General features: G+C 72.2%; 21 protein-coding genes and 1 pseudogene. 8 read left to right on the plus strand and 14 right to left on the minus strand.

Annotated features, from left to right (window positions below):
* Positions 1 to 260 precede the first annotated feature (260 nt).
* Entirely contained in the window at positions 261 to 1,127 is an 867-nt protein-coding gene (locus tag KUG38_RS11155; RefSeq protein ID WP_216921440.1) for a hypothetical protein, read from the plus strand.
* A gap of 6 nt (positions 1,128 to 1,133) precedes the next feature.
* Here the strand turns inward: KUG38_RS11155 and KUG38_RS11160 are convergent, their stop codons facing one another.
* On the minus strand, positions 1,134 to 1,997 hold the full coding sequence (locus KUG38_RS11160) for a hypothetical protein (RefSeq protein ID WP_216921444.1): 864 nt from the start codon (positions 1,995 to 1,997) through the stop codon (positions 1,134 to 1,136).
* A gap of 72 nt (positions 1,998 to 2,069) precedes the next feature.
* On the opposite strand from KUG38_RS11160, the gene KUG38_RS11165 reads away from it, so the two are divergent.
* The 4 genes from KUG38_RS11165 (at position 2,070) to KUG38_RS11180 (ending at position 4,997) form a co-directional block, all read left to right on the plus strand.
* Positions 2,070 to 2,873, plus strand: a complete 804-nt coding sequence (locus KUG38_RS11165) for a TerC family protein (protein WP_216921446.1) — start codon at positions 2,070 to 2,072, stop codon at positions 2,871 to 2,873.
* Between the two features lie 13 nt (positions 2,874 to 2,886).
* On the plus strand, positions 2,887 to 3,234 hold the full coding sequence (locus KUG38_RS11170; RefSeq protein ID WP_216921449.1) for a DUF6464 family protein: 348 nt from the start codon (positions 2,887 to 2,889) through the stop codon (positions 3,232 to 3,234).
* Positions 3,235 to 3,451: 217 nt separating this feature from the next.
* Positions 3,452 to 4,714 carry a DEAD/DEAH box helicase gene (locus KUG38_RS11175; protein ID WP_216921773.1) on the plus strand — a complete coding sequence of 421 codons (1,263 nt, stop codon included), beginning with the start codon at positions 3,452 to 3,454 and terminating at the stop codon, positions 4,712 to 4,714.
* An 85-nt stretch (positions 4,715 to 4,799) separates the two neighbouring features.
* Positions 4,800 to 4,997 carry a hypothetical protein gene (locus KUG38_RS11180; RefSeq protein WP_216921452.1) on the plus strand — a complete coding sequence of 66 codons (198 nt, stop codon included), beginning with the start codon at positions 4,800 to 4,802 and terminating at the stop codon, positions 4,995 to 4,997.
* Positions 4,998 to 5,028: 31 nt separating this feature from the next.
* Here KUG38_RS11180 and KUG38_RS11185 read toward each other — a convergent pair whose 3' ends face one another.
* The 11 genes from KUG38_RS11185 to KUG38_RS11235 all read right to left on the minus strand — a co-directional run bounded on the left by KUG38_RS11185 (position 5,029) and on the right by KUG38_RS11235 (position 15,364).
* Positions 5,029 to 5,226 carry a hypothetical protein gene (locus KUG38_RS11185; protein WP_216921455.1) on the minus strand — a complete coding sequence of 66 codons (198 nt, stop codon included), beginning with the start codon at positions 5,224 to 5,226 and terminating at the stop codon, positions 5,029 to 5,031.
* Between the two features lie 108 nt (positions 5,227 to 5,334).
* Positions 5,335 to 6,408 carry a methionyl-tRNA formyltransferase gene (gene fmt / locus KUG38_RS11190; RefSeq protein ID WP_216921457.1) on the minus strand — a complete coding sequence of 358 codons (1,074 nt, stop codon included), beginning with the start codon at positions 6,406 to 6,408 and terminating at the stop codon, positions 5,335 to 5,337.
* On the minus strand, positions 6,405 to 7,799 hold the full coding sequence (locus KUG38_RS11195) for a TldD/PmbA family protein (RefSeq protein WP_216921460.1): 1,395 nt from the start codon (positions 7,797 to 7,799) through the stop codon (positions 6,405 to 6,407). The genes fmt and KUG38_RS11195 overlap by 4 nt, the downstream gene beginning before the upstream one ends.
* Before the next feature lie 2 nt (positions 7,800 to 7,801).
* Positions 7,802 to 9,199: a TldD/PmbA family protein gene (locus KUG38_RS11200; RefSeq protein WP_216921775.1), complete on the minus strand. Its 1,398-nt coding sequence runs from the start codon at positions 9,197 to 9,199 to the stop codon at positions 7,802 to 7,804.
* 87 nt (positions 9,200 to 9,286) lie between these two features.
* On the minus strand, positions 9,287 to 10,378 hold the full coding sequence (gene acsF, locus KUG38_RS11205; RefSeq protein ID WP_216921463.1) for a magnesium-protoporphyrin IX monomethyl ester (oxidative) cyclase: 1,092 nt from the start codon (positions 10,376 to 10,378) through the stop codon (positions 9,287 to 9,289).
* Between the two features lie 100 nt (positions 10,379 to 10,478).
* Entirely contained in the window at positions 10,479 to 10,922 is a 444-nt protein-coding gene (locus tag KUG38_RS11210) for a DUF2996 domain-containing protein (protein WP_216921466.1), read from the minus strand.
* 77 nt (positions 10,923 to 10,999) lie between these two features.
* A complete protein-coding gene (locus KUG38_RS11215) occupies positions 11,000 to 11,542 on the minus strand; it encodes a hypothetical protein (RefSeq protein ID WP_216921468.1) in 543 nt (180 codons plus the stop codon).
* 11 nt (positions 11,543 to 11,553) lie between these two features.
* Positions 11,554 to 12,204, minus strand: a complete 651-nt coding sequence (locus tag KUG38_RS11220; RefSeq protein WP_216921470.1) for a flavin prenyltransferase UbiX — start codon at positions 12,202 to 12,204, stop codon at positions 11,554 to 11,556.
* Positions 12,205 to 12,211: 7 nt separating this feature from the next.
* Positions 12,212 to 14,518: an RNB domain-containing ribonuclease gene (locus tag KUG38_RS11225; RefSeq protein WP_216921777.1), complete on the minus strand. Its 2,307-nt coding sequence runs from the start codon at positions 14,516 to 14,518 to the stop codon at positions 12,212 to 12,214.
* 143 nt (positions 14,519 to 14,661) lie between these two features.
* Positions 14,662 to 15,003, minus strand: a complete 342-nt coding sequence (locus KUG38_RS11230; protein WP_216921472.1) for a TMEM165/GDT1 family protein — start codon at positions 15,001 to 15,003, stop codon at positions 14,662 to 14,664.
* 19 nt (positions 15,004 to 15,022) lie between these two features.
* A complete protein-coding gene (locus KUG38_RS11235) occupies positions 15,023 to 15,364 on the minus strand; it encodes a TMEM165/GDT1 family protein (RefSeq protein ID WP_216921474.1) in 342 nt (113 codons plus the stop codon).
* 203 nt (positions 15,365 to 15,567) lie between these two features.
* On the opposite strand from KUG38_RS11235, the pseudogene KUG38_RS17155 reads away from it, so the two are divergent.
* Positions 15,568 to 15,966, plus strand: a pseudogene (locus tag KUG38_RS17155) (hypothetical protein); the annotation flags it as partial.
* Here the strand turns inward: KUG38_RS17155 and KUG38_RS11250 are convergent.
* Both KUG38_RS11250 and recJ read right to left on the minus strand, forming a co-directional pair.
* The gene (locus tag KUG38_RS11250) at positions 15,865 to 17,298 is read right to left on the minus strand and encodes a chloride channel protein (protein WP_353617788.1); all 1,434 of its coding nucleotides are present in this window, start codon (positions 17,296 to 17,298) and stop codon (positions 15,865 to 15,867) included. The pseudogene KUG38_RS17155 and the gene KUG38_RS11250 sit on opposite strands and share 102 nt — an antisense overlap.
* Complete coding sequence (gene recJ, locus KUG38_RS11255; protein WP_216921478.1) at positions 17,295 to 19,211, minus strand: single-stranded-DNA-specific exonuclease RecJ; 1,917 nt, start codon at positions 19,209 to 19,211, stop codon at positions 17,295 to 17,297. Before recJ ends, KUG38_RS11250 begins: the two co-directional genes overlap by 4 nt.
* Before the next feature lie 88 nt (positions 19,212 to 19,299).
* On the opposite strand from recJ, the gene KUG38_RS11260 reads away from it, so the two are divergent.
* Entirely contained in the window at positions 19,300 to 20,061 is a 762-nt protein-coding gene (locus tag KUG38_RS11260) for an HAD-IA family hydrolase (RefSeq protein ID WP_216921483.1), read from the plus strand.
* The gene (locus KUG38_RS11265) at positions 20,058 to 20,405 is read left to right on the plus strand and encodes a DUF565 domain-containing protein (RefSeq protein ID WP_216921486.1); all 348 of its coding nucleotides are present in this window, start codon (positions 20,058 to 20,060) and stop codon (positions 20,403 to 20,405) included. Before KUG38_RS11260 ends, KUG38_RS11265 begins: the two co-directional genes overlap by 4 nt.
* Positions 20,406 to 20,408: the final 3 nt, after the last annotated feature.

A 20,408-nucleotide genomic window follows, 5' to 3' on the forward strand; every position in this document is an offset into this window, starting at 1 on the left:
TGAGAATTCTTCAGGCGAGAAGAAGGCATGTTTCCTTCTTTTTCAGGCGATACTCTGCAGACATCAAGTCAATGGATGTTCGACGGGAATCTAACACCGGTCCCAAGCAGGTGTCGGCCTTCGCTCAGCAGCATCTCTCGGAAATCTGCGATACCCAGGGCCGGAGACTGACCAGAGATCCACAGCAGGATTTCACCACAGAGGCTTCAGTCACGGCCACAATGTTGGCCATTGGCCTGCCCAGGGCCCTGCCCCTCCCGATGTCACTGAACGATCCGGATCAGCACCTGTCCCGCCAGACCGTCTCCGATGTCCTGTCCCTGATCTCCCTGGCCCTTTTCGTCACCTATGTCGTGACGCTGCTGAACGCGATTCCCCCCATGGCGGTCGGGCAACCGGCCTGGCTCTCGAACCTGATCAGCGCCCTGCTGGATGGCGCCCCCCTGGCCCTGGTGGGACTGGGGATGGTCCATCTGCTTGCCTATCTCGAACCCGGCCAGCTCCGTCTCCAGGCCCGTCGCCGGGCGGTGGCCCGCTGGGCGACCGGAGCGGTGATCGGATTCCTGCTGCTGATTCCCCTTCAGGCCGTTTCCGCCGTCCAGGGCTACGGCCTGGTGGCCCGCAGCCAGAGCAGCGCCATGGCGGTGGCTACCGAACGCGCCGGGGAGTTCCAGCGCGCCATCGGAGCCGCCACGTCGGTGGAGGATCTGCAACAGAGGATCGCGGCCCTGCAGGGCCCCGGGCTGCGGCTGGGCGAGGGCCCCCAGTCCCTGCCTGACCTGAAGCGCACCCTGAACGAACGGCTGCAGGAGTCCCTCAGTAGCTCACGGGGCGTCATCCACTCCCCCTGGAGGCCGGAGCTCTGGGCGATCGTCCAGCGGACGCTCCGGGTGCTGCTCCTGGCCCTGGTGTACGCCCTGGCCTTTGCCGCCGGCAGCCAGCGGCGGGGCCGCGAGGCGTCCCTGCTCCGGGAGTTCCTGGCCGGCTGGAATCGCCTGCGGGCCAGGGGTCTGCGGCGGCGCCTGGAGGCCCGCTCCCCAACCCGGCGGGCGCTTCCCGCCGACATGGCCTATTTCCACGGGCTGAGTGTGGCGAGGGAGCCCCAGGTCAGCGGCCCGCTCCCCTGACCGGGATCAGCCCTCCAGGCCCGGAGCTGCAGGCCCGCCGTCGGCGGCCAGCAGGGTTTCCTCCTCCAGCAGCATGTTGAAGCGCAGCAGGTCGGCGTCCTTCAGCTGCTGGCGGCTGCTCACGCCCAGGTGCTTCTCGAGGAAGCTGCGGCCCATGCTCCCGTCCCAGCCGAGCTGCTGCAGGAGCAGGTTGCACTGCTCGAGCAGGTCGGCCCGACGCAGCGGCACCGCCGCCGTGGCGGGATCGCAGCCGGGCTCGAGGGTCTCGATCGCCTGCAGATAGGCGATCAGATCGGCGTACACGGTGATGCGATCGCGGCTGGGGTGACCGAAGCAGCGCTGCAGATAGGCCGCCTCCCGCTCCCGGTCCCAGCCGAGGCGGCGCAGCTGCAGATCCAGGTGGGTGAGTTCGGCGCTCCAGTCCTGGGGGTCCTCGACGGGACTCGGGGGCGCTGGGGGCGCGGGTGTGGCCGGAAGGGGTGCAGGCTCCGGCGGCGCAGAAGCCGCTGCAGCCGATGGCGGCGCTGGGGGCGGCGCAGCTGGGGGCGGCGCTTGGGGCGGCACGGGCAGCCCTGGCTCAGAGGCGGCCACCGTTCGCGTCGGAGGGGGAGCCGGACGTTCCTTCTCCGGGGCAGGGGTCAGGGAGGCGGAGGCCCGCTCCGGCACCGAAGGCGCCCGCTCCGGCGCTGCGGCGGCCGGCCCGGGATTCTGGAGACGGGCCAGGAGCCTGGCCCTGGCGCGATCTTCGGCCTCCTCCGCATCCCCCGCTTCCCCCAGGGCGCTGCCCAGGAAGCGCTCCCCATCCCGGGCCGAGACCAGCACGACGCGGCGGCCGCCGTCGCAGTGGAGCAGTCGGACCTGAACGTGCATGGGGGCGGGGAGGGACCGACGGTCTTTCTAGAGTGCTTCTTTGCAGCCTCCACGGCCGAGCGAACGCCAGGAATGGAAGTGGAATCGGTGGAGAGCCTGACCCCCCTGCTGCAGCCCCTGCTGCAGGAAGCGGACCAGTGGGGTGAGGTGCTGCTGCTGCTGGTCCTGCTGGTGGGGCTGGAGGCGGTGCTCTCCGCCGACAACGCCATCGCCCTGGCCGCCATCTCCCGGCGGCTGCACGATCCGGCGCGGCAGCGCATGGCCCTGAACCTCGGCCTGGTGCTGGCCCTGGTGTTCCGGCTGGCCCTGATCGCCCTGGCCAGCCAGGTGCTCGCCTTCTGGCCCCTGCAGCTGCTGGCCTCCGCCTACCTGCTCTGGCTCTGCGGCCGGCACCTGCTGGGCAAGGACGATGGCGCAGACGACGACGGAGCGGGCCAGGACCCGACGGCAACCGACCACGCCACCCACGGCTCCCCCCACGACACCGGCCATCCCCACCACGGCGCCTCCCTGGGCTCGATCGTGGCCACCCTGGCCCTCACCGACCTGGCCTTCTCCCTCGACAGCGTTTCCGCGGCGGTGGCGGTGACCGACCGGGTGCCGCTGGTGATGGCCGGCGGGGTGATCGGCATCCTCGCCCTGCGGCTCACCGCCGAGCTGTTCCTGCGCTGGCTGGAGATCTTTCCCCATCTGGAAACCGCCGGCTACCTGGCCGTGGGGCTGGTGGGCCTGAAGCTGTTGCTGCGCCTGGTGCTGCCGGCCGTGGAAGTGCCGGAATGGGCCCTGCTGCTGGTGGTGGCCGCCCTGTTCGCCTGGGGCTTCTCCCTGCGTACCGAAGCGTCGACCCTGCCCGAGCAGGGCAGCGGCGACGCCTGACGCCCGCGGAACGATGCGGATCGAGCTGCGCCAGATCGACTCGGACCGGCTGATCACCACGATCGAGATCGACGACCTCGGCGACGTCCCCCACCCGGGCCGCTGGCTGACCGTCGGCGAGGGCAGCTTCCTGGTGCTGCAGCGCCGCCACCGCTACCGGCTGCGGCAGGGCCGCTACGAGCTGGCGACGGTGGCGCTGCAGGTGAAGCCCCAGCGGCGGCCGGCGGATGCCTTCTGGTGGGACGGGCGCTGGGTGATCGGTGACCCCCACTGCCGCTTCAACGCCCGCAGCCCCCTGCTGCGCTGCGCCGTGCTCCCGGAGGGACCCTGCGAGCGCTGCAGCCACCGCACGCCCCGTTGAGGCGATGGCGCCGCCGGCCGGTCCTAGGCTGATGTCCACTCCGTGTTCGCGCCCGATCACCGCCCCTAATTCCAGGCCCCAGGCCAGCCGGACCCGACGCAGCGGCAACGGCTCCACCCCCGCGCCGGTCGCTGCCCCTGGGGCCGCGCCCGTCGCTGCTTCCCTGCCCGCCGATCCCCTCACCCCCAGCCACACCGCCACCGGGCTGAACCCACCGGTGGCCGGACTGGCGACGGATTTTGCCGTGCTGGGTCTCTCGGAGCCGATCCTCAAGGCCGTGGCCGCCAAGGGCTACAGCAGCCCCTCGCCGATCCAGCTGCAGTGCATCCCGGCGGTGCTGGCCGGCCACGACGTGATGGCGGCCGCCCAGACGGGCACCGGCAAGACGGCGGGCTTCACCCTGCCGATGCTGGAACGGCTGCGCCACGGTCCCCACGCCAGGGCTGGTGTGGTGCGGGCCCTGGTGCTGACGCCCACCCGCGAGCTGGCGGCCCAGGTGGCGGACAGCGTCACCGCCTACGGCCGCTACCTGGATCTGCGCTCCGACGTCGTCTTCGGCGGCGTGAGCGCCAACCCCCAGATGCAGCGGCTCCGCCGCGGTGCCGACGTGCTGGTGGCCACCCCCGGCCGGCTGATGGACCTGCACCAGCAGAACGCCCTGCGGCTCGACCGGGTCGAGATCCTGGTGCTGGATGAGGCCGACCGGATGCTCGACATGGGCTTCATCCGCGACATCCGCCGGATCCTCTCCCTGCTGCCGGCGAAGCGCCAGAACCTGCTCTTCTCGGCCACCTTCTCCACCGAGATCCGGCGGCTGGCCACCGGCCTGCTGCACAACCCGGTGCAGCTCCAGGCCACCCCCGAGAACCAGGCGGCGCCCCTGGTGGAGCAGGTGATCCATCCCTGCGACATGGATCGCAAGGGGGATCTGCTCAGCCATCTGATCCGCAGCAATGACTGGCGTCAGGTGCTGGTGTTCTCCCGCACGAAGCACGGCGCCAACCGGCTGGCGGAACGGCTCGAGAAGGAGGGCCTCGGAGCGGCGGCCATCCACGGCAACAAGAGCCAGGGGGCCCGCACCCGGGCCCTGGCGGAGTTCAAGAGCGGCGAGGTGCGGGTGCTGGTGGCCACCGACATCGCCGCCCGCGGCATCGACATCCACCAGCTGCCCCACGTGGTCAACCTCGACCTGCCCAACGTGGCCGAGGACTACGTGCACCGCATCGGCCGCACCGGCCGTGCGGGCCAGAACGGCCATGCCATTTCCCTGGTGGCGGCCGAAGAGCATGAGCTGCTGCGGGCCATCGAACGCCTGGTCGGCTCCCCCCTGCCCCGCCAGGAGGTGTCGGGCTTCGAGCCCACCGTGCTCTCCGCACCGCCCCTGGATCTCAGTGGTGGCCGGGGACGCCGCAGCCAGGGCCCCCGCCATGGGCAGGGACAGGGCCACGACCGCGGCCGGCGCCGCAGCGGATCCCGCTGAGCCAGGGCCCAGCGGGGGAATGGCAGTGGTTGTGACAGCCTGCGCCGCCTCCCTAGGGTGAAGTGAGGATCTGCCTCCTTCCGACATGCCCTACGAACCCGGATCCACCCAGTGCCGCGTGCTCATCGACTGCAAGGCCCAGATCGAAGGCATGCTTCTCGCGCTGGAGCGCATCGACAACAGCCGCCACATCCGTGATCAGCTGGTGGCCGTGCATAACCAGCTGGAAGGGCTGCACGAACTGCACCGGCGCCAGCCGGAGGAGCTCGCCTCCGGCGGCTGATCAGGAGGCTGGGATCGGCCCCAGGGCCGGTTCATTCCGGCCCGATCGTCTCCTCCTCCCGGGCACGGTGGTCCCAGCCCTGGCAGGCCGCATAGGCACCGGCCAGGGTGGGGCTCATCACCCGCTGGCCCGGGATGCGCTCATGGCTCGCCACGTAGCAGCCCAGTGTGTCCCGGAAGATCCGGCAGCCGGAGCCGGTGCTGTTGACGAAGGAAAGGTCGCTGGCCATCGCATCCCCACCCATTGACTGACTTCGGTCTACTGCCTGCGTCGGCGGTCCAAACCTGAGACGCCGCTAAGGGAACAAAACGTCAACACCCCTTGCCGAAAGAGCGGATCAGGGGGTATTTGCACCGATCCGGTCGCCGACCACCAGCCCCAGCTGCTGGATCAGGGCCTGTCCCTCGCTCGGACGCCGTCCCGGCAGCTGGGCCTGGCGCAGCAGCACCGGGCAGCCACCAGTGGCCACCACCAGCCCCTCCCCCTCCAGCACCGCGAGCACGGTGCCAGGCACCGCCCCCGGCGAGCCATCCGCTGACGAGACACCCGCCGCAGCCCCGTCCTGGCTGGGGCTGCCCCAGCCGCCAACCAGGGCGGCAGCCCCCGGGGTGAGCTGGTCCTTCAGGCGGGCCACCAGCGGTTCGGTGGCCAGCAGCTTCAGCCGCTCGGCCCCCCAGGGGCAGGAGGCGTTGGGGTGGAGGCCCATCACCCGGCGGTGGATGGCCAGGGCGGAGCCGCTCCAGTCCACCAGGGTGTCCTCCTTGGTGAGCTGGCGGGCGTGGCTGACCCCATCGGCCGCCTGGGCACGCACCCCGAGGCGGGCGAGCCGCTCCGGCTCAGGCCCGGCACCCGCCGCTTCGATGAGCGGCAGGGCCTCCACCAGCAGCTCCCCGGTGAGGCGCGCCAGCCGCTCCGACAGCTGGCCGGCGTTCTGCAGCAGGGGAATGGAAAGGCGCCGCTCCAGCAGCACCGGGCCGGTGTCGAGTCCCTCCTCCATGGCCATGATGCCGACGCCGGTTTCGCCATCCCCCTCCAGCAGGGCCCACTGGATCGGCGCGGCCCCCCGCCAGCGGGGCAACAGGGAGCCGTGGCCGTTCCAGCAGCCGAGGGGCGGCTGGGCCAGCACCGCCGGCGGCAGGATCTGGCCGAAGGCCACCACCACCGACAGGTCCGCCCCGAGGGCGGCCAGCTCCTGCTGGCAGGCCAGGTCGCGGCGGATCCGCTCGGGGGTGAACACCGGCAGCCCCAGCTCCAGGGCACGCTGCTTCACAGGGGAGGGGACCAGGGCCTTGCCCCGGCCCCGGCGCCGGTCGGGCTGGCTCACCACAGCAACGATGCTGTGGCCGGCCTGTCGCAGGGCCTCGAGACTGACCACGGCGTAGGCCGGGGTGCCCCAGAACAGAATCCTCAAGCGTCGCCGGTGATCGAGAGACCCTCCACCCACACGTGGGGGCAGAGACCGTCGGGGGTCACCTTGGCCGGACCCTCGAAGCCGACGATGGCCTTGAGCAGGGTGCGGATGTCGCCGGCCACGGTGGCGGCCTCAATGGAGCGCGCGGTGCCGCCCTCCACCAGCCAGCCGTCGAAGGGGAGGGAGAAGGAGCCCTGGCTGGCCTTGACGCCGGCATGGAGGGCCGAGAGGGAATCGATCACCACCAGGCCATCGCTTCCGCCGGCAGCGGAGGCGAAGCGGTCCAGGCCCTGGGCGCCGCCGTCACTGCCGGGGGTGGGGCCGATCTCGAACCAGTCGGGGCCCACCGACACCTTGGCCCCCAGGCCCGCATGGCCCGTGGGGGCGACCCCGAAGGCCCGGGCCGTGGCCTCCGAGTGGAGGAAATGGCGCAGCACCCCGCCCTCCACCAGGGACAGGCGACCGGTGGGGGTGCCTTCCCCGTCGAAGGCGGCCGCGCCCACATTGGCCGGATTCAGGCCGTTGTCGTGCAGGGAGAAGAAGGGGACGGCCAGCTGCTCGCCCAGGGACTCACGCCGGCTGAGGCTGACGCCATCGAGCACGGCGCGGGCATTGAACAGGCTGCTGAAGGCGCCGATCAGGTCGAGGAAGGCCTCGGGGCTGAAGACGCAGGTGTAGCGGCCGGTGGCGATGGGGGCGTAATCGAGGTGGGCGATGGTGCGCTCCGCCGCCTCCTGCACGCAGCCGGCCACATCGAGGTCGGAAGCGCCGTAGGCCAGACGCACGGCGCCGCTGCTGCGGGGCTTGCGGCCCGCCTCCTCGGCCCGGGCATAGAGGTAGAGGGAGGCGGTGGTGAGGCGCTGCTGGCGGCAGGCGCCGGCACTGTTGATGTAGAGCCGGTCGCTGCTGCGCTGGGCCAGGCCGTTGTAGGGGACCGTGCCGATGGCCGGGTGGCGTCCGAGCAGGTCGCGCTCGGCCTCCTTGAGGGTGTCCAGCAGGCTGAGGATGCTGACGGCCGGGCGGAGCGGCTGCTCAAGGACCGGCAGCGGCGCGGTGGCCAGGGGGGAGAAGTCGGGGACCTCATCGACGTTGCCGTAGGCGCTGGCGTCACGGGCCCCGGCCAGGGCCCGGGCCAGGCCGGCGTCGGAGAGGTCGGAGGTGCTGGTGATGCCCACCAGACCGTCGTCGTTCCAGACCCTCAGGGTGATGGCGCTGCGCTGGGCGCCCTTCATCTGCTTGGCTTCGCCCCGGTCGACCTGCACGGAGGTGTCGGTGCTGCAGGAGGCGCCCAGATCCCAGCGCCGGACGCCCTCACGCTGGGCCAGCTGGCCGAGGCGCTGGCGCAGCACTTCGGCATCAAGGCTGGCGGCCGCTGATTCGGTGATTCCCATGATCAGCGTCCCCCCACGGTGATGGTGTCGACCTTGATGTGGGGCTGGCCCACGGTGACGAAGATGCTGCCGCTGACCGAGCCGCAGAAGCCGGCGGCCAGCTCCAGGTCGTTGGCGCACATCGAGATCCGGGGCATCACCTCCTTGGCGTCACCGATCAGGGTGGCCCCCTTCACCGGCTTGGTGAGGGTTCCGTTCTCGATCAAATAGCCCTCCTCGACGGCGAAGTTGAACTGGCCCGTGGGGCCGACGCTGCCGCCCCCCATTGACTTGCAGTAGAGGCCCTTGTCGACGGAGGCGATCAGATCCTCCGGGCTGTGGGGGCCGGCGGCGATGTAGGTGTTGCGCATGCGGCTGGCGGCGGCGAAGGCGTGGCTCTGGCGCCGGCCGCTGCCGGTGCGGCGCTCCCCGGCCCGGTCGCTGAGGAAGCGCTGCAGGATGCCGTTCTCGATCAGCACGGTGCGTTGGGGCTCCATGCCCTCGTCGTCCATGGCCAGGGAACCGAAGGCCCCGGCGGTGAGGCCCTCGTCGATGGCGGTGAGGGAGGCGTGGGCGATGGCCTGGCCGACCATGTCGGCGAAGGGGGTGGTGGCCCGCTCCACCTGGGTGGTCTCCAGCAGGTGGCCGCAGGCCTCATGGAAGATCACACCACCGAAGCGATTGGCCAGCACGACGGGGAACTGGCCGGCCTCGACGTAATCGGCGTAGAGCATGGTGCCGGCGCTGCTGCAGACCTCCGCCGCCGCGGCCTCCACATCCCAGCGACGCAGGTCGTCGGGGCTGTCGGAAGTGCCGTAGCGGCGGCCCAGGCTGGCCCGGTGGTCGCCGTCGGCCGCCAGCACATTCAGGCCCACCGACTGGTGCAGACGCACGTCCCGGGCGAAGGTGCCGTCGCTGGCGGCCACCAGCACCTCCTGCCAGTCCCGGGCATAGCTGCCCCGACGCACCTGCAGGTGCTGGCCATGGGCCTGGAGCCGGTCGGTGCCCTCCAGCAGACGGCTGGTGGCCTCCGCCAGGGTCGGACAGGACGGCAGCCAGCCGTCCTTGGTGGCGGCGAAGTCGCGCAGCTCGGGCAGGCCGTCAAAGCCCCCGCCGGTGTGGGCGGGGAGCACGAGCCCCAGCATGCCCAGGGCCTGCTCAAGGGCGGCCCGCAGGCCGGCGGCGCTCAGGTCATTGGTGGAGACGAAACCGTCCCGATCCCCCAGGAACACCCGCAGCCCTGCCCCGGCGCCGAAAGCCGGGCTGACGCTGGTGATCGAATCCTGCTCGGCCAGCAGGCCGAGGTGGTCGGAGCGCTCCAGGAACACCTCCACCAGGTCGGCACCGGCCGAGCGTCCGGAGGCCAGGAGCGGCTCAAGGACGGAACGCCAGGCCGGATCGCCGAGGGCCGCCGGGGACAGGGTGAGCGCGGTGCCGGCCGGTGCGCCGGTGGGAGGGGAGACGACCAAGCGGCGAGGGGAGAACTGGGCCGATTCTGGCGGGTCGGCTCAGCGCACGGCGGGCTGGAAGCGCTCACTGCGGATCGGCGCCATCAGGAACAGGCGCGCCATCTGGACACCGTTGCCGACCCAGTGGGGCAGTTTGCGCAGGGCACGCACCGGCGCCGGGGCGCCGGAACGGTCGGCCCGATCGAGGGCGGCGTTGTTCTGCACCAGCTTCTCCAGCCGCTCGTAGAACTCGGGGTGCTCGACGTTGAGCACCACGGGGAACACCCGGGCGGAGGTTTCGTTGGTCTTGGCGATCACGTACTTGTCGTAGGTGCGGGCATCAAGCCCGAGGGCCTCATAGAACTCCTTGCGGGCCACGTCACGCACGTACATGGTGGCGAACACGGCCAGCAGGAAGAAGCGGCACCAGAGGCGGGCGGTGAAGCCGCGCACGGTGTCGGGTTGGGCCTTCATCAGGGCGTCGAAGAAGTCGCCGTGGCGGTTTTCGTCCTGGCACCAGTTTTCGAAGAAGTTGAAGATCGGGAAGATCTTGCTTTCGGGGTGCTGCTCCAGGTGCCGGTAGATGGCGATGTAGCGCCAGTAACCGATCTTCTCGGAGAGGTAGGTGGCGTAGAAGATGAACTTGGGCTGGAAGTGGGTGTAGGCCTTGGTGGCCGTCAGGAAGCCCAGGTCGAGCTGGAGGCCGAAATCGGCCATGGCCTTGTTGAGGAAGCCGGCATGGCGGGCCTCATCGCGGGCCATGTGGGCGAAGCATTCCGCCAGCAGCGGGTTGCGCTCCTTGATGCGGCGACTGAGTTCCTTGTAGAGAAGGAAGCCCGAGAACTCCGAGGTGCAGCTCTGCTCGAGAAACTCGACGAACACCCGACGGGTCTCGGGATCCAGCTTGTCGGCGGCGCCTTCGAACTGGTCGTCGCGGACGAAGTGGTGGCGGTTGTAGTCCTTGCGGAACTCCTCGCAGATGGCCTCCAGCTCCACTTCGTTGGGCCGCAGATCCATCGCCGCCATGGCGTCGAAGTCCGTGGTGTAGAAGCGCGGGGTGAGGATCGTGTCCTTCACCGGGTCCTTGATGGCCGGGGCATCCGGGGTGCCCACCCGGGGGGCGGTGGGGGCTTGGGTGGCGGGAGGCACCATCGCGCGGGCGTTCAGAGAGCTCGGCCGCCATCGTAGGCATCGATCCCCGCCATCGGTCCGGATGTGAAGCCGCGGATGTAAGCCGGCAGAGGGTGGTGGATCAGTTGGGGCCCAGCCACTTCTGGCCGTTGAGCCGCTGCACCACCCGCGACACCAGCAGCGAGAGGGTCATCTTCTTCTCGTCGATCAGGAACGACTCCAGCAGGCTGGGGCTGCCGGCGCCCTCGGTGAGGGCGATGGTCTTGGCCGAGCTGATGTCGGGCCGGGTGAAGCAGAGCCAGAAGCGGCGCTCGCCCGGCAGCCGCCCCCGGACCATCCAGCAGTCGGCCCCAACCACGGGCATGGGGCCCTGCTCAAACACCAGCTCAGGGGCCGGGCCGCCGTAGGCCTCGATTTCCTTGACCAGGGCCGGCAGCAGCAGCTCCGGCACGAAGACCTCGAACGGCTTGTCCTCCGGGGCGGGCGGCTTGGCCTTCGGGGCAGCGGTCTTCGCCTCCGGCGAGGTGGCGACAGGGTCGGGGGTGTTGCTGGGGGTCTCGGTCACCGGTGCGGTCCCTGGGCGCGGAGGTGCTGGAACTTTAGGCAGCGTCCCGGAGCCCCAGGTGGTCGCGGCGACCGGAATCACCACTCCTCGCCGTCGTCGTTGCCCCAGTCATCGGCGCTGGCCGGGGCCGGGGCCGTCGGGCGCGACGCCACCGCCGGCTCGGGTCGGAACGGGCGCTGTTCGGCGGCCTCGGGACGGTGCAGCACCCGGTAGGGCACCGAGACCGTCGGCGCCGGTTCGCCGGGGGCGCGGCTGGGGCCGGCAGCAGCGGGCGATGGAGCGGCGGATGGAGCGGAGGTGGCTGGAGCCGCGGCAGCGGCACGCCCCTCGGAGCGGCCACCCCAGGGGGCGGTCCAGGTGTCGTCCTCCAGCCGATCCGGGCGACGCACGGTGCGCCGCAGCGGCGGCCGCCCCCCCTGGCGCAGGGCGAGGGCGGTGGCGCCGGCACTGAGGGCCGCCCCGCCGCCGGCGGCGGCCGCCATCCACAGGCCGATCGGCAGCGACGGGGTCTGCCAGGTCAGCAGCCGCAGGGCCAGGGGGGGGCTGGGGTTGAGGGCCGCCACCAGCAGGGTCACCAGCAGCGGCGAGAGCAGGGGCAGCAGCAGCAGGCGGTGCAGCACGGTCCGGAGCGTCAGGGGGTGGAGACTTCGTCCGGGGCGGGCCGGCCCACGGGCCCCTGCCAGCGCTGCAGGGAGCCCAGCTGGAGGCCAAGGGTGTCGAAGACGCGGATCACCAGGAAGTCCACCATCTCACTGATCGTGGTGGGCTGGTGGTACCAGGCCGGAACCGGGGGGGCGATGCGGGCCCCGGCCTCGGCCAGACGGGTGAGGTTGCGCAGGTGCACCAGGTTCCAGGGCAGCTCCCGCGGCGCGATCACCAGGGGCCGTCCCTCCTTGAGGTGGACATCGGCGGCCCGTTCGATCAGATCCAGGGCCACGCCGGAGGCGATCCGGCCGACGGTGCCCATGCTGGCCGGCAGGATGACCATGCCGCGGGTCAGGTAGCTGCCGCTGGCGATGGCGGCAGCCTGGTCGTTCCAGCGATGGCAGTGCAGCCGGCCGGAGCTGCAGCCGGTGCGTTCCCGCCAGAAGCGCTCCTGGGCGTCGGGCTCCGATGGCACCCGCAGGCCCATCTCCGCCTGCCAGACGCCGATCGCCCCGCGGCTGGTGACCATCTCGACCGGCAGGTCCTCCTCGAGCAGCAGCTGGAGCGCCCTCTCGGCCAGGGGCTGGGCGGAGGCGCCGGACACCGCCAGGACGACGGGAAGCGAGGAGGGCGCCATCGGCGGCTCAGCCCTCGTCCGCGGCGCCGGGGGCGTCATCGCCATCGTCGTCCGGGGTGCCATCGGCGGCACCCTCCTCCACCCGCTCGAAGTCCTCGGGCTGGAGCACCGCCAGGTCGATCTGGTGGCGCAGCGCGTCCACCTTCTGGATCTCGACATCGACCCCGTCGCCGACCATGTAGGTGCGACGGAACTTGCGCCCCACCAGGCGATTCTGGCGGGAGCGGTACTCGTACCAGTCGTCCTTGAGGGAGCTGACGTGCACCAGCCCCTCCACCTGGGAGGGGGGAACCTCGACGAAGAAGCCGTAGCTCTGCACGCCGCTGATCACCCCGGGCAGGGTCTGGCCGACCAGGGGCTCAGTGTGGCGGGCCTGGGCCAGGGCCAGCACATCGGCCTGCAGCTCCTGCAGGAAGCGGCAGCGGCCGTTGAGGCGCTGGGCCAGACCGTGCTCCAGGCCCTGCTGGTAGGGGGCCAGCTGGCCGGGGGTCAGCAGGGGCCAGTCGGTGCTGCCGTGGCAGGCGTCGCTGGCCAGGTCGGTGCTGACCTTGTGGCGCACGCTGGGGCGGTCCTTGCCGTCCACCAGCAGGCTGACCAGGAGCTGCTGGTTCCAGATGTCGGCGTAATGGAGGGCCGGGCAGCACCAGGGCGCCACGGCGGTCTCCTCGCCCGCCACCGCATGGGGGCCGGCTTCGGCCGCCAGCTGCACCGGCCGCAGGGCGTCACGCAGCTGCTGCTGCAGGGGCCGGCCGCGATCGGTGGCGGCGAAGACGGCGGCGAGCTCGGCGGCGCTGGCGTTGCCGTCGGCACTGAGCTCCATCGGGATGTCGAGGGCCAGGGCTGCCTTGGCCACGTCATTGGTGTCGCTGGCCTCTGCCGCCGGGTTGAGGGCGAACAGGGCGGGCAGCTCCAGGGCCAGCAGGTGACGGCCCAGGGCCCGGTGGGCCACCAGCACCGCCTCCCGCAGGATCGCCACCGGATCCTCGGCCGGCAGCTCCACCAGCCAGCCCTGCAGGGCCGCATCCGGGGCGGGCACCCGCAGGTCGCCGAGGCTGTCGATGGCGGGCATCGGCAGGTCGAGATCGATCGACCCGGCCCCGAGACGGCGCTGGCGCAGCAGGCCGCTCAGCTGGACCAGCTGCTCCAGCAGGGGCAGGTGGTCCTTGAGGGCCTTGAGGGCGGCGGGCACGGTGCGGGCCTTGGGTTTGCGGTCGGCCAGGGCCTGCATCGCGGCCCGGTCCACCCGGGCATCGGGGGTGATCTGGCTCAGGCTGAAGCGGAAGTGCTCGAGGGCCCCCTCGGCGTCCAGCTCCAGGGCGACCGAGACCGCCGCCTGGCTGTCGCCCGGGCGGAAGCCGCAGGCCTTGCTGAGGGCGGAGGGCAGCAGGGGCAGCCAGCGCCGTCCCAGGCAGATCGCCTCGCCCTGGTCCCGCAGCCAGGTGTCGAGGCTGTTGCCCATGCCGATGCGTTCGGCCACGGCGGGACTGTGCACCCACAGCCGCCAGCCGCCCTCACGTTCCTCCAGGGAGATGGCGGGCAGCACGGGGGCCTCGCCGCCCTCCCAGGCCTCCAGGATCAGGGTGGGCAGGGCCGTCAGGTCGGCGCGGCCCTTGGCGACGGGCTGCTTGAGGGTGGCGCGGGGGGAGGCCGGACGCTCCTGCAGACGGTGCTTGGCCAGCAGCAGGTCGGTGTCGGCCGCCTCTCCGCCGTGCACCGGCAGGCTGCGGGCGACATGGCCGGCCGGACCGAACTGGGCCACGGGGAAGCGATCGATCTTCACCTCCACCACCGCCTCCTCGGCGGGGTCGAGATGGACCGCGTCCTCCTCGGGCAGGGCGACGGAGGTGAGCAGCCTGTCGTCGAGGGGGACGGCGACGAGCTGGCCGTCCTGCCGCTCGACCTGGGCCAGCAGGCTGGGGGTCTGGCGCTCGAGGATGCACTGGACACCCCCCTCCGGCGAGCGGCGGCGGCCGCCTTCGCGGGTGATCTTCACCAGCACCCGATCGCCGTTCCAGGCATGGTTGAGCTGGTGGTCACGGATGTAGATGTCCTCACCGCCGTCCTCCCGCAGGGCAAAGCAGAAGCCCTTGCTCGAGCAGCGCAGCCGGGCCGGGATCAGCTCGGGGGTCTCGCGGGCGCGGAGCCCTTCCCCGTCCTCCTCGACCAGCCCCAGCCGCAGCAGGGCATCCAGACCGATGCGCAGCTGCTGCTTGCAGGTCTTGGTGGTCAGGCCCAGCGACTTCTCCAGCTTGGCCAGGGCCACCGCATCGGTCGTGGAGAGGTGGTCGAGCAGATCGGCGACCGTGAACTTCATCGGAGGGGACATACGCGGAGGATGGCACTGCCGGAGCAGCGCGGTGACCAGGGTGGTCCGGAGCGCCAGGGGGGTCGTCGGCCTCCTTGGACGGGGGATGGCCCGGCAGCGCCCGCCGTCACGGCGAACGTCACCCGGGGACTCTAAGGAGCGGGGGTATCGCCATCCTCGCCAGCGGCCTCGGTGGTCGGGGCGGGGGCCTCGCCGCCGTCCGCGCCGGAGCGCAGGATCAGGCGGGTGCCGATGATCAGGAAGCCGGCGGAGGCCGCCAGCTGCAGGCCATCGGTGGGGATCACGCTGGAGAGGGAACCGCCCGCCGCCGCCCCCACCAGGCTGGCCAGCACCAGGGCGCAGGCGCTGCCGGCGAACACCGCTCCGGGCCGGTTGGAGGTGCCGCTGATGCTGACGATGGCCAGCTGGGTCTTGTCGCCGAGCTCCGCCAGGAAGACGGTGGCGAAGGTGGAGGCGAGCAGGGCGAACGGCATGGCGCGGCGGGCGACGGACTCAGGCGTTGAGGAGATGGAGCGGCGCCAGGTGCAGCACCGCCTGGCGGCCCAGCCACAGCCCCAGGGCAACCATCAGGATCCCCGCCGCCCGCTCCAGCTGGTGGGGGGGCATGACGGTGGACAGCCAGCGCCCCAGCAGGACCCCCACCAGGCTGGAGCAGATCAGGGCGAGCGAAGCGCCCACGAACACGACGACCGGCCGGCCCGACTGGGCAGACAGCAGCAGGGCAGCCAGCTGGGTCTTGTCACCAAGTTCGGCCAGGAAGACGGTGGTGGCGGTGCTCAGGAACACCGTGATCCAGCTCGGGGGGGCCGGGGATTCCGGGGTCGTGCTGCTCATGAGGGCTGGCGGATCGTCCGCAGGAAACGGCGCATCACCGGGTGGCGGCCGCCCAGCTCGGCTCGGATCTGCTGCCGGCAGGAGGCGATGGCCAGGGCATCGGGATCGTCACCGGGCTGGCCGAACAGCGCGACGAGCTGATCCACCCGGCAGAAATCGGGGCGCTCCGCATAAATGCGGCAGCGGCGTGAGCCGGTGTCGAAATGGCGGCACCAGCCGTCCTCCCCCACCATCGAGAAGTACAGCTCCTGCTGGTCGGGATCGAGGGCCTCGATCGCGTCGCCCCGCAGGGCCGGGTCAAGGCGGCAGCAGGAACCGCAGCCACGGATGCACTGCCAGTGCTCGGGTCGGGGCACGGGGACGCCACGGGGTCGTTCCATTCACTCACACCCGGCGCCGTCTTCCCAGCCCGACGCCGTCTTCCCAGCCCACGGCCGGCGCCAGCCATGACAACCGATCACGGCGACAGGGGCGGGGCCCTGAAGCGGCCGCCGGGCGACCTACACTCCTGGCCGATTGTCCCCCTCGCCGGCAGCCGCACCATGGGTATCGATTTCCATCTCATCTCCAACTTCGGCGCCCTGGCCCTGATCACCCTGGCCGGTCCGGCCGTGATCTTCATCCTCTACTACCGCCGCGGCGCCCTCTGATCGCTCCGGCACCAGCAGGTCGGCCAGGGCGTGATACACGGGTCGGCGCTGGATCGCCTGGCCCGTGTAGGCCGCGATCACAGCGGCGGCCACCAGGCCGGGCATGAGCTGCTGGTCGCCCGCCATGCGGATGGCGAAGGCGATCGTCATCACCGGCAGCTGGGTGGCCCCCGCCAGACCCGCCGCCATGCCCAGGGCCAGACCCAGGTGGGGATCCCCCGCCAGGGCCCGCACCACCCCTGAGCCGAACACCCCCCCCACGGCGAAGGCCGGATCGATCAGCCCTCCGGGAATCCCCGCCGAGAGCGCCAGCACCGGTCCGATCAACCGCGAGACCAGCAGCACGACCCAGCCGGCGTCGATGGTGGTGTCCCCGTCCTGATCCAGCATCAGACGCATCAGGGTCTCGCCATCGCCGCCGCTGGCGCCGCCGGTGGCCAGGGTCAGCAGGGCCAGGGCCACCCCGGCCGCCAGGCCGAGGCGCAGGGGCTGACGGCGGGCGATCGGGGTGATCAGGCCCGTGGCGCGCACCAGCAGCCAGGCGAACAGACCGCCGAGGGCCCCGCCGCCGAGGCCGATCGGAATCGCCCAGAGCAACTGCTCGGTCTCCGCCACCGGGCTGGCGTTGATCCCGAGGGCGAACATCGGCTGGCCGCCGAGGCCGCTGACCAGGGCCGCCGCGCTGGTCAGCACCAGCGCCGGCCACACCAGCCGCTGCTGGAAGCTGCCGGTGAGCTCCTCGACCACGAAGACCATCCCCATCAGGGGGGTGTTGAAGCCGCCGGCCAGCCCGGCCCCTGCCGCTCCGGCCAGCAGGTGGCCCCGGCTGGCCCGGTGCAGCAGGCCGGGCCAGCTGCGCAGCAGGGCCTGCCCCACGGCCGCGCCCACCTCCACCACCGGACCCTCGCGGCCCAGGGGGAGCAGGGCCAGGCTGGCCACGGTCCAGAGGCCCAGCCGTTCCCCGGTCGGGGCGGCGGAGAGCAGCTGGGAGCCCCGGTGGGGATCCTCCAGGCAGAGCATCACCTGGGGAATGCCCGAGCCGGCCCCGCGGCGCCAGGGTCCCCGCTGGAACCAGAGCAGCAGCGGCACCAGGGGGATCGGGGCCAGAGCCAGCAGCCAGCCACTGGCGCTCCAGCCGCCGCCGCTGAACGCCGGCAGGGTGGAGAGCAGGCGATCCTGGAGCAGGTCGATGCGGTTGAGCGGCCAGCAGGCCAGCCCCACCGCGGCCCCCAGCAGCGCCAGCAGCACCAGGGAACGCACCGGGCCCAGCGGGGACCGGCTCATCCTTCGACCATCCCCAGGGCCATGGCCGCCTCCCGCATCAGCCCCTGAACGTAGGGGTGGGGCGGATCCACCAGGGCGGCGGGGCCTGTGCCATCGGAGGGGATAGCGGAGCGCAGTTCCTCGCCGGCGGCGTTGCGGATCACCAGGCTGTCCCCCTGGCGGCGGCACCAGTAGGTGCGGTCGCGGCGCTGCAGCACCACGGTGTCACCACCGCTGGAGCGGATCGCCTCCAGCTCCAGCTGGAACCGTTCCACCCCCTGCCAGTCATCGCGGCGCAGGCGGTAGGCCACATCCACCGGGCCCGCCCACTGGTCGGGCCCCTGCCAGCGCCAGCCGATCGCCCGCAGCCGTGCCTCCCCCTGGGCCAGCTGCAGCTGCAGGTGGCCGCCGCGCAACAGCTTCTGCTCCACCACCTGGCAGCGGCTGCTCCAGAACAGGGGGGTGGGATGGCCGATGCCGAAGGGGGCCAGCCGCTGGAGCTGGCGCCAGAACTCCCGGTCGATCCGCTCGAGCCGCAGCAGGGCCTCGGGCTCCACCGTGCGGCCATCGCCCGCCGCCGCAAGCCAGCCGCTGGCCAGGGCGTCGAGCCGTTCCTGCAGCGCCGTGACGTTCTCGGCCCGCACCGTGAAGCCGCCGGCGGCGGGGTGGCCGCCGTGGCGCTCCAGCAGTTCGGCGCAGGCCGTCAGGGCCCCATCGACGGCGAAGCCCTTCGGGGCCCGCACCGACGCCCGCAGCCGACCTCCCCCTTCGCCGGCCAGCAGGGCCACGGGACGGCCGAAGCGCTCCACCAGCCGGGAGGCGACGATGCCGATGACGCCGTGGTGCCAGTGGCCCTGGGCCAGCAGCAGAAAGGCGGGCCGGCGGGGACCATCGGCCTCCAGCAGGGCCAGGGCCTCCGCCTCGATCGCACTGCAGAGTTCCCGCCGCTGGCGATTGAGGGCCTCGCAGGAGCGGGCCAGCTCCAGGGCCTCCTCAGGATCCTCCGTCGTCAGCAGGTCCACCACCAGCTGGGGGTCCCCCAACCGGCCGACGGCGTTGATGCGTGGGGCCAGCTGGAAGCCCACCGCCTCGGCATCGACCCGGTGCTTCTCCAGGCCCGCCAGCTGCTGCAGGGCCTGCAGGCCGGGCAGGGGGCTGCGGCCGAGCAGGGGCAGGCCATCGAGCAGCCAGCGGCGGTTGACCCCCTCCAGGGGGGCCATGTCGGCGATGGTGCCGATGCAGAACAGGTTGAGGGCGATCTCCAGCCCGTGGCGGTGGCGCAGCCGCCGGCAGAGGGCGGTCGCCAGGACGTGGGCCAGCCCCACCCCCGCCAGACCCCGGTAGGGGGAGCCCTCCGGTGTGACGGCCGGGTGCAGCAGGGCCAGGTGCGGCGGCAGCTGGGGGGGCAGGGTGTGGTGGTCGGTGAGGATCACCTCCACCTCCAGGGCGGCGGCGCGCTCCAGGGCCTCGATGGCGGCCACGCCGTTGTCCACCGTGATCAGCAGCCGCACCCCATCGGCCGCCAGCCGCTCCACCATGGCGGCGTTGAGTCCGTAGCCGTCGTCCATGCGGCTGGGGATGGCGGCCCGCGGGCGGGCGCCGAGCCGCTGCAGGACCCCCACCAGCAGGGCGGTGCTGGTCATGCCGTCGGCGTCGTAGTCGCCGCAGATCGCCACCGCCTCCGCCCCCTGGCAGCAGCGCACCAGCCGCTCGACCGCCAGCGCCAGAGCCGGGAAGTGGGCCTCCGGATCGGGGGCCGCCTCCGGATCCAGCAACTGGCGCACCGCCTCGGCCGTCACCAGGCCGCGACGCTGCAGCAGGGCCAGCAGCTCACAGGGGAGGTCGGCATCCCCAGCCCCGGCCGCCTCGGCAGGGCCGTCGCCGCCGAGGGGGGAGGGCAAAAGCCAGCGTCGCTCGTCGACGGCAGAGAGCAACGAGGGGCAGGCGGGGCCCCCGCATTGTGGAAGGCGGGGCTGCAGGGCGCACCCCTTAGCCTGACTCCCTACACAAGCGCGGCGTCCGATGGCCCCGGCCCTGTCGGCCCTGCTCTGGGACGTGGACGGCACCCTGGCCGAGACGGAGTTCGAGGGCCACCGGGTGGCCTTCAACCGCAGTTTCGAGGCCGCCGGGCTCCCCTGGCGCTGGGACCGTCCCACCTACGGGCGGCTGCTGGCGGTGGGCGGCGGCCACGAACGGATCACCGCCTTCCTGCGGCAGGTGGAGGGCCGCACCCCGGAACGGGGCCGGGTGGAGGAACTGCAGCGCCGCAAGCAGGGGTTTTATGCCGAGCTGGTGCAGCAGGGCCGCCTCGCCCTGAGGCCCGGGGTGGCCCGGCTGGTGGCTGACGCGGCGGCGGCAGGCCTGCGGCAGGGGATCGTCACCACCAGCGGCCGCAGCGCGGTGCAGGCCCTGCTGGAGGGGGCCCCACCGGCCCTGGGTCGGGCCTTCGACTTCTGGGTCTGCGGCGACGATGTGGCCCGCAAGAAGCCCGATCCGGAGGCCTACCGGCTGGCCCTGGGGCAGCTCGGTGGGGAGGTGGCTGGCGTCATGGTGCTCGAGGACTCCCCGGTCGGGCTGGCGGCGGCCACCGGCGCCGGGCTGAGCTGTCTGGTCTGCCTGAGCGCCGCGACACGGGAGGAGCCAGCCTCCCGCTTCAGCGCCGCCCGGGCCGTGGTCGAGGGCCTGGAGGAACCCGGGGCCACGGTCGTGGTGCGCCGCGGGCCTCCTTGCCCCGAAGGCCAGGTGACGCTGTCGTGGCTGGAGCGTCTGCTGGACACGCCATGACCCGCCTCCCCGTGCAGCGCACCCGTTTCCAGGGGCTGGTGAGCCGGCTGGGCACGCGGCTGGTCGGCGTGGCGCGGCGCAGCTGGCGGGCGGGCAGCCTGGCCGCCCTGGCGCTGCTGCTGGGCTTCTTCGCCGGTCAGAACCTCACCAGCCTGCTGCTCTTCACCACCCCGGGGGGCCGCCCGGCGGTGGTGCTCGGCCTGCTGCTGACGATCGAGACCCTGGTGCGTCTGCGGACCCGCCTGGTGGGCCCCGAACCCTCCCTGGCCTGGGTGCTGGTGGACAACCTGCGCATCGGCGCCACCTACGCCATCGTGCTCGAGGCCTTCAAGGTGGGGACCTGAGCG

Source organism: Synechococcus sp. CCAP 1479/9, assembly GCF_019038535.1.
In the GTDB taxonomy this organism is placed as follows: domain Bacteria; phylum Cyanobacteriota; class Cyanobacteriia; order PCC-6307; family Cyanobiaceae; genus Cyanobium.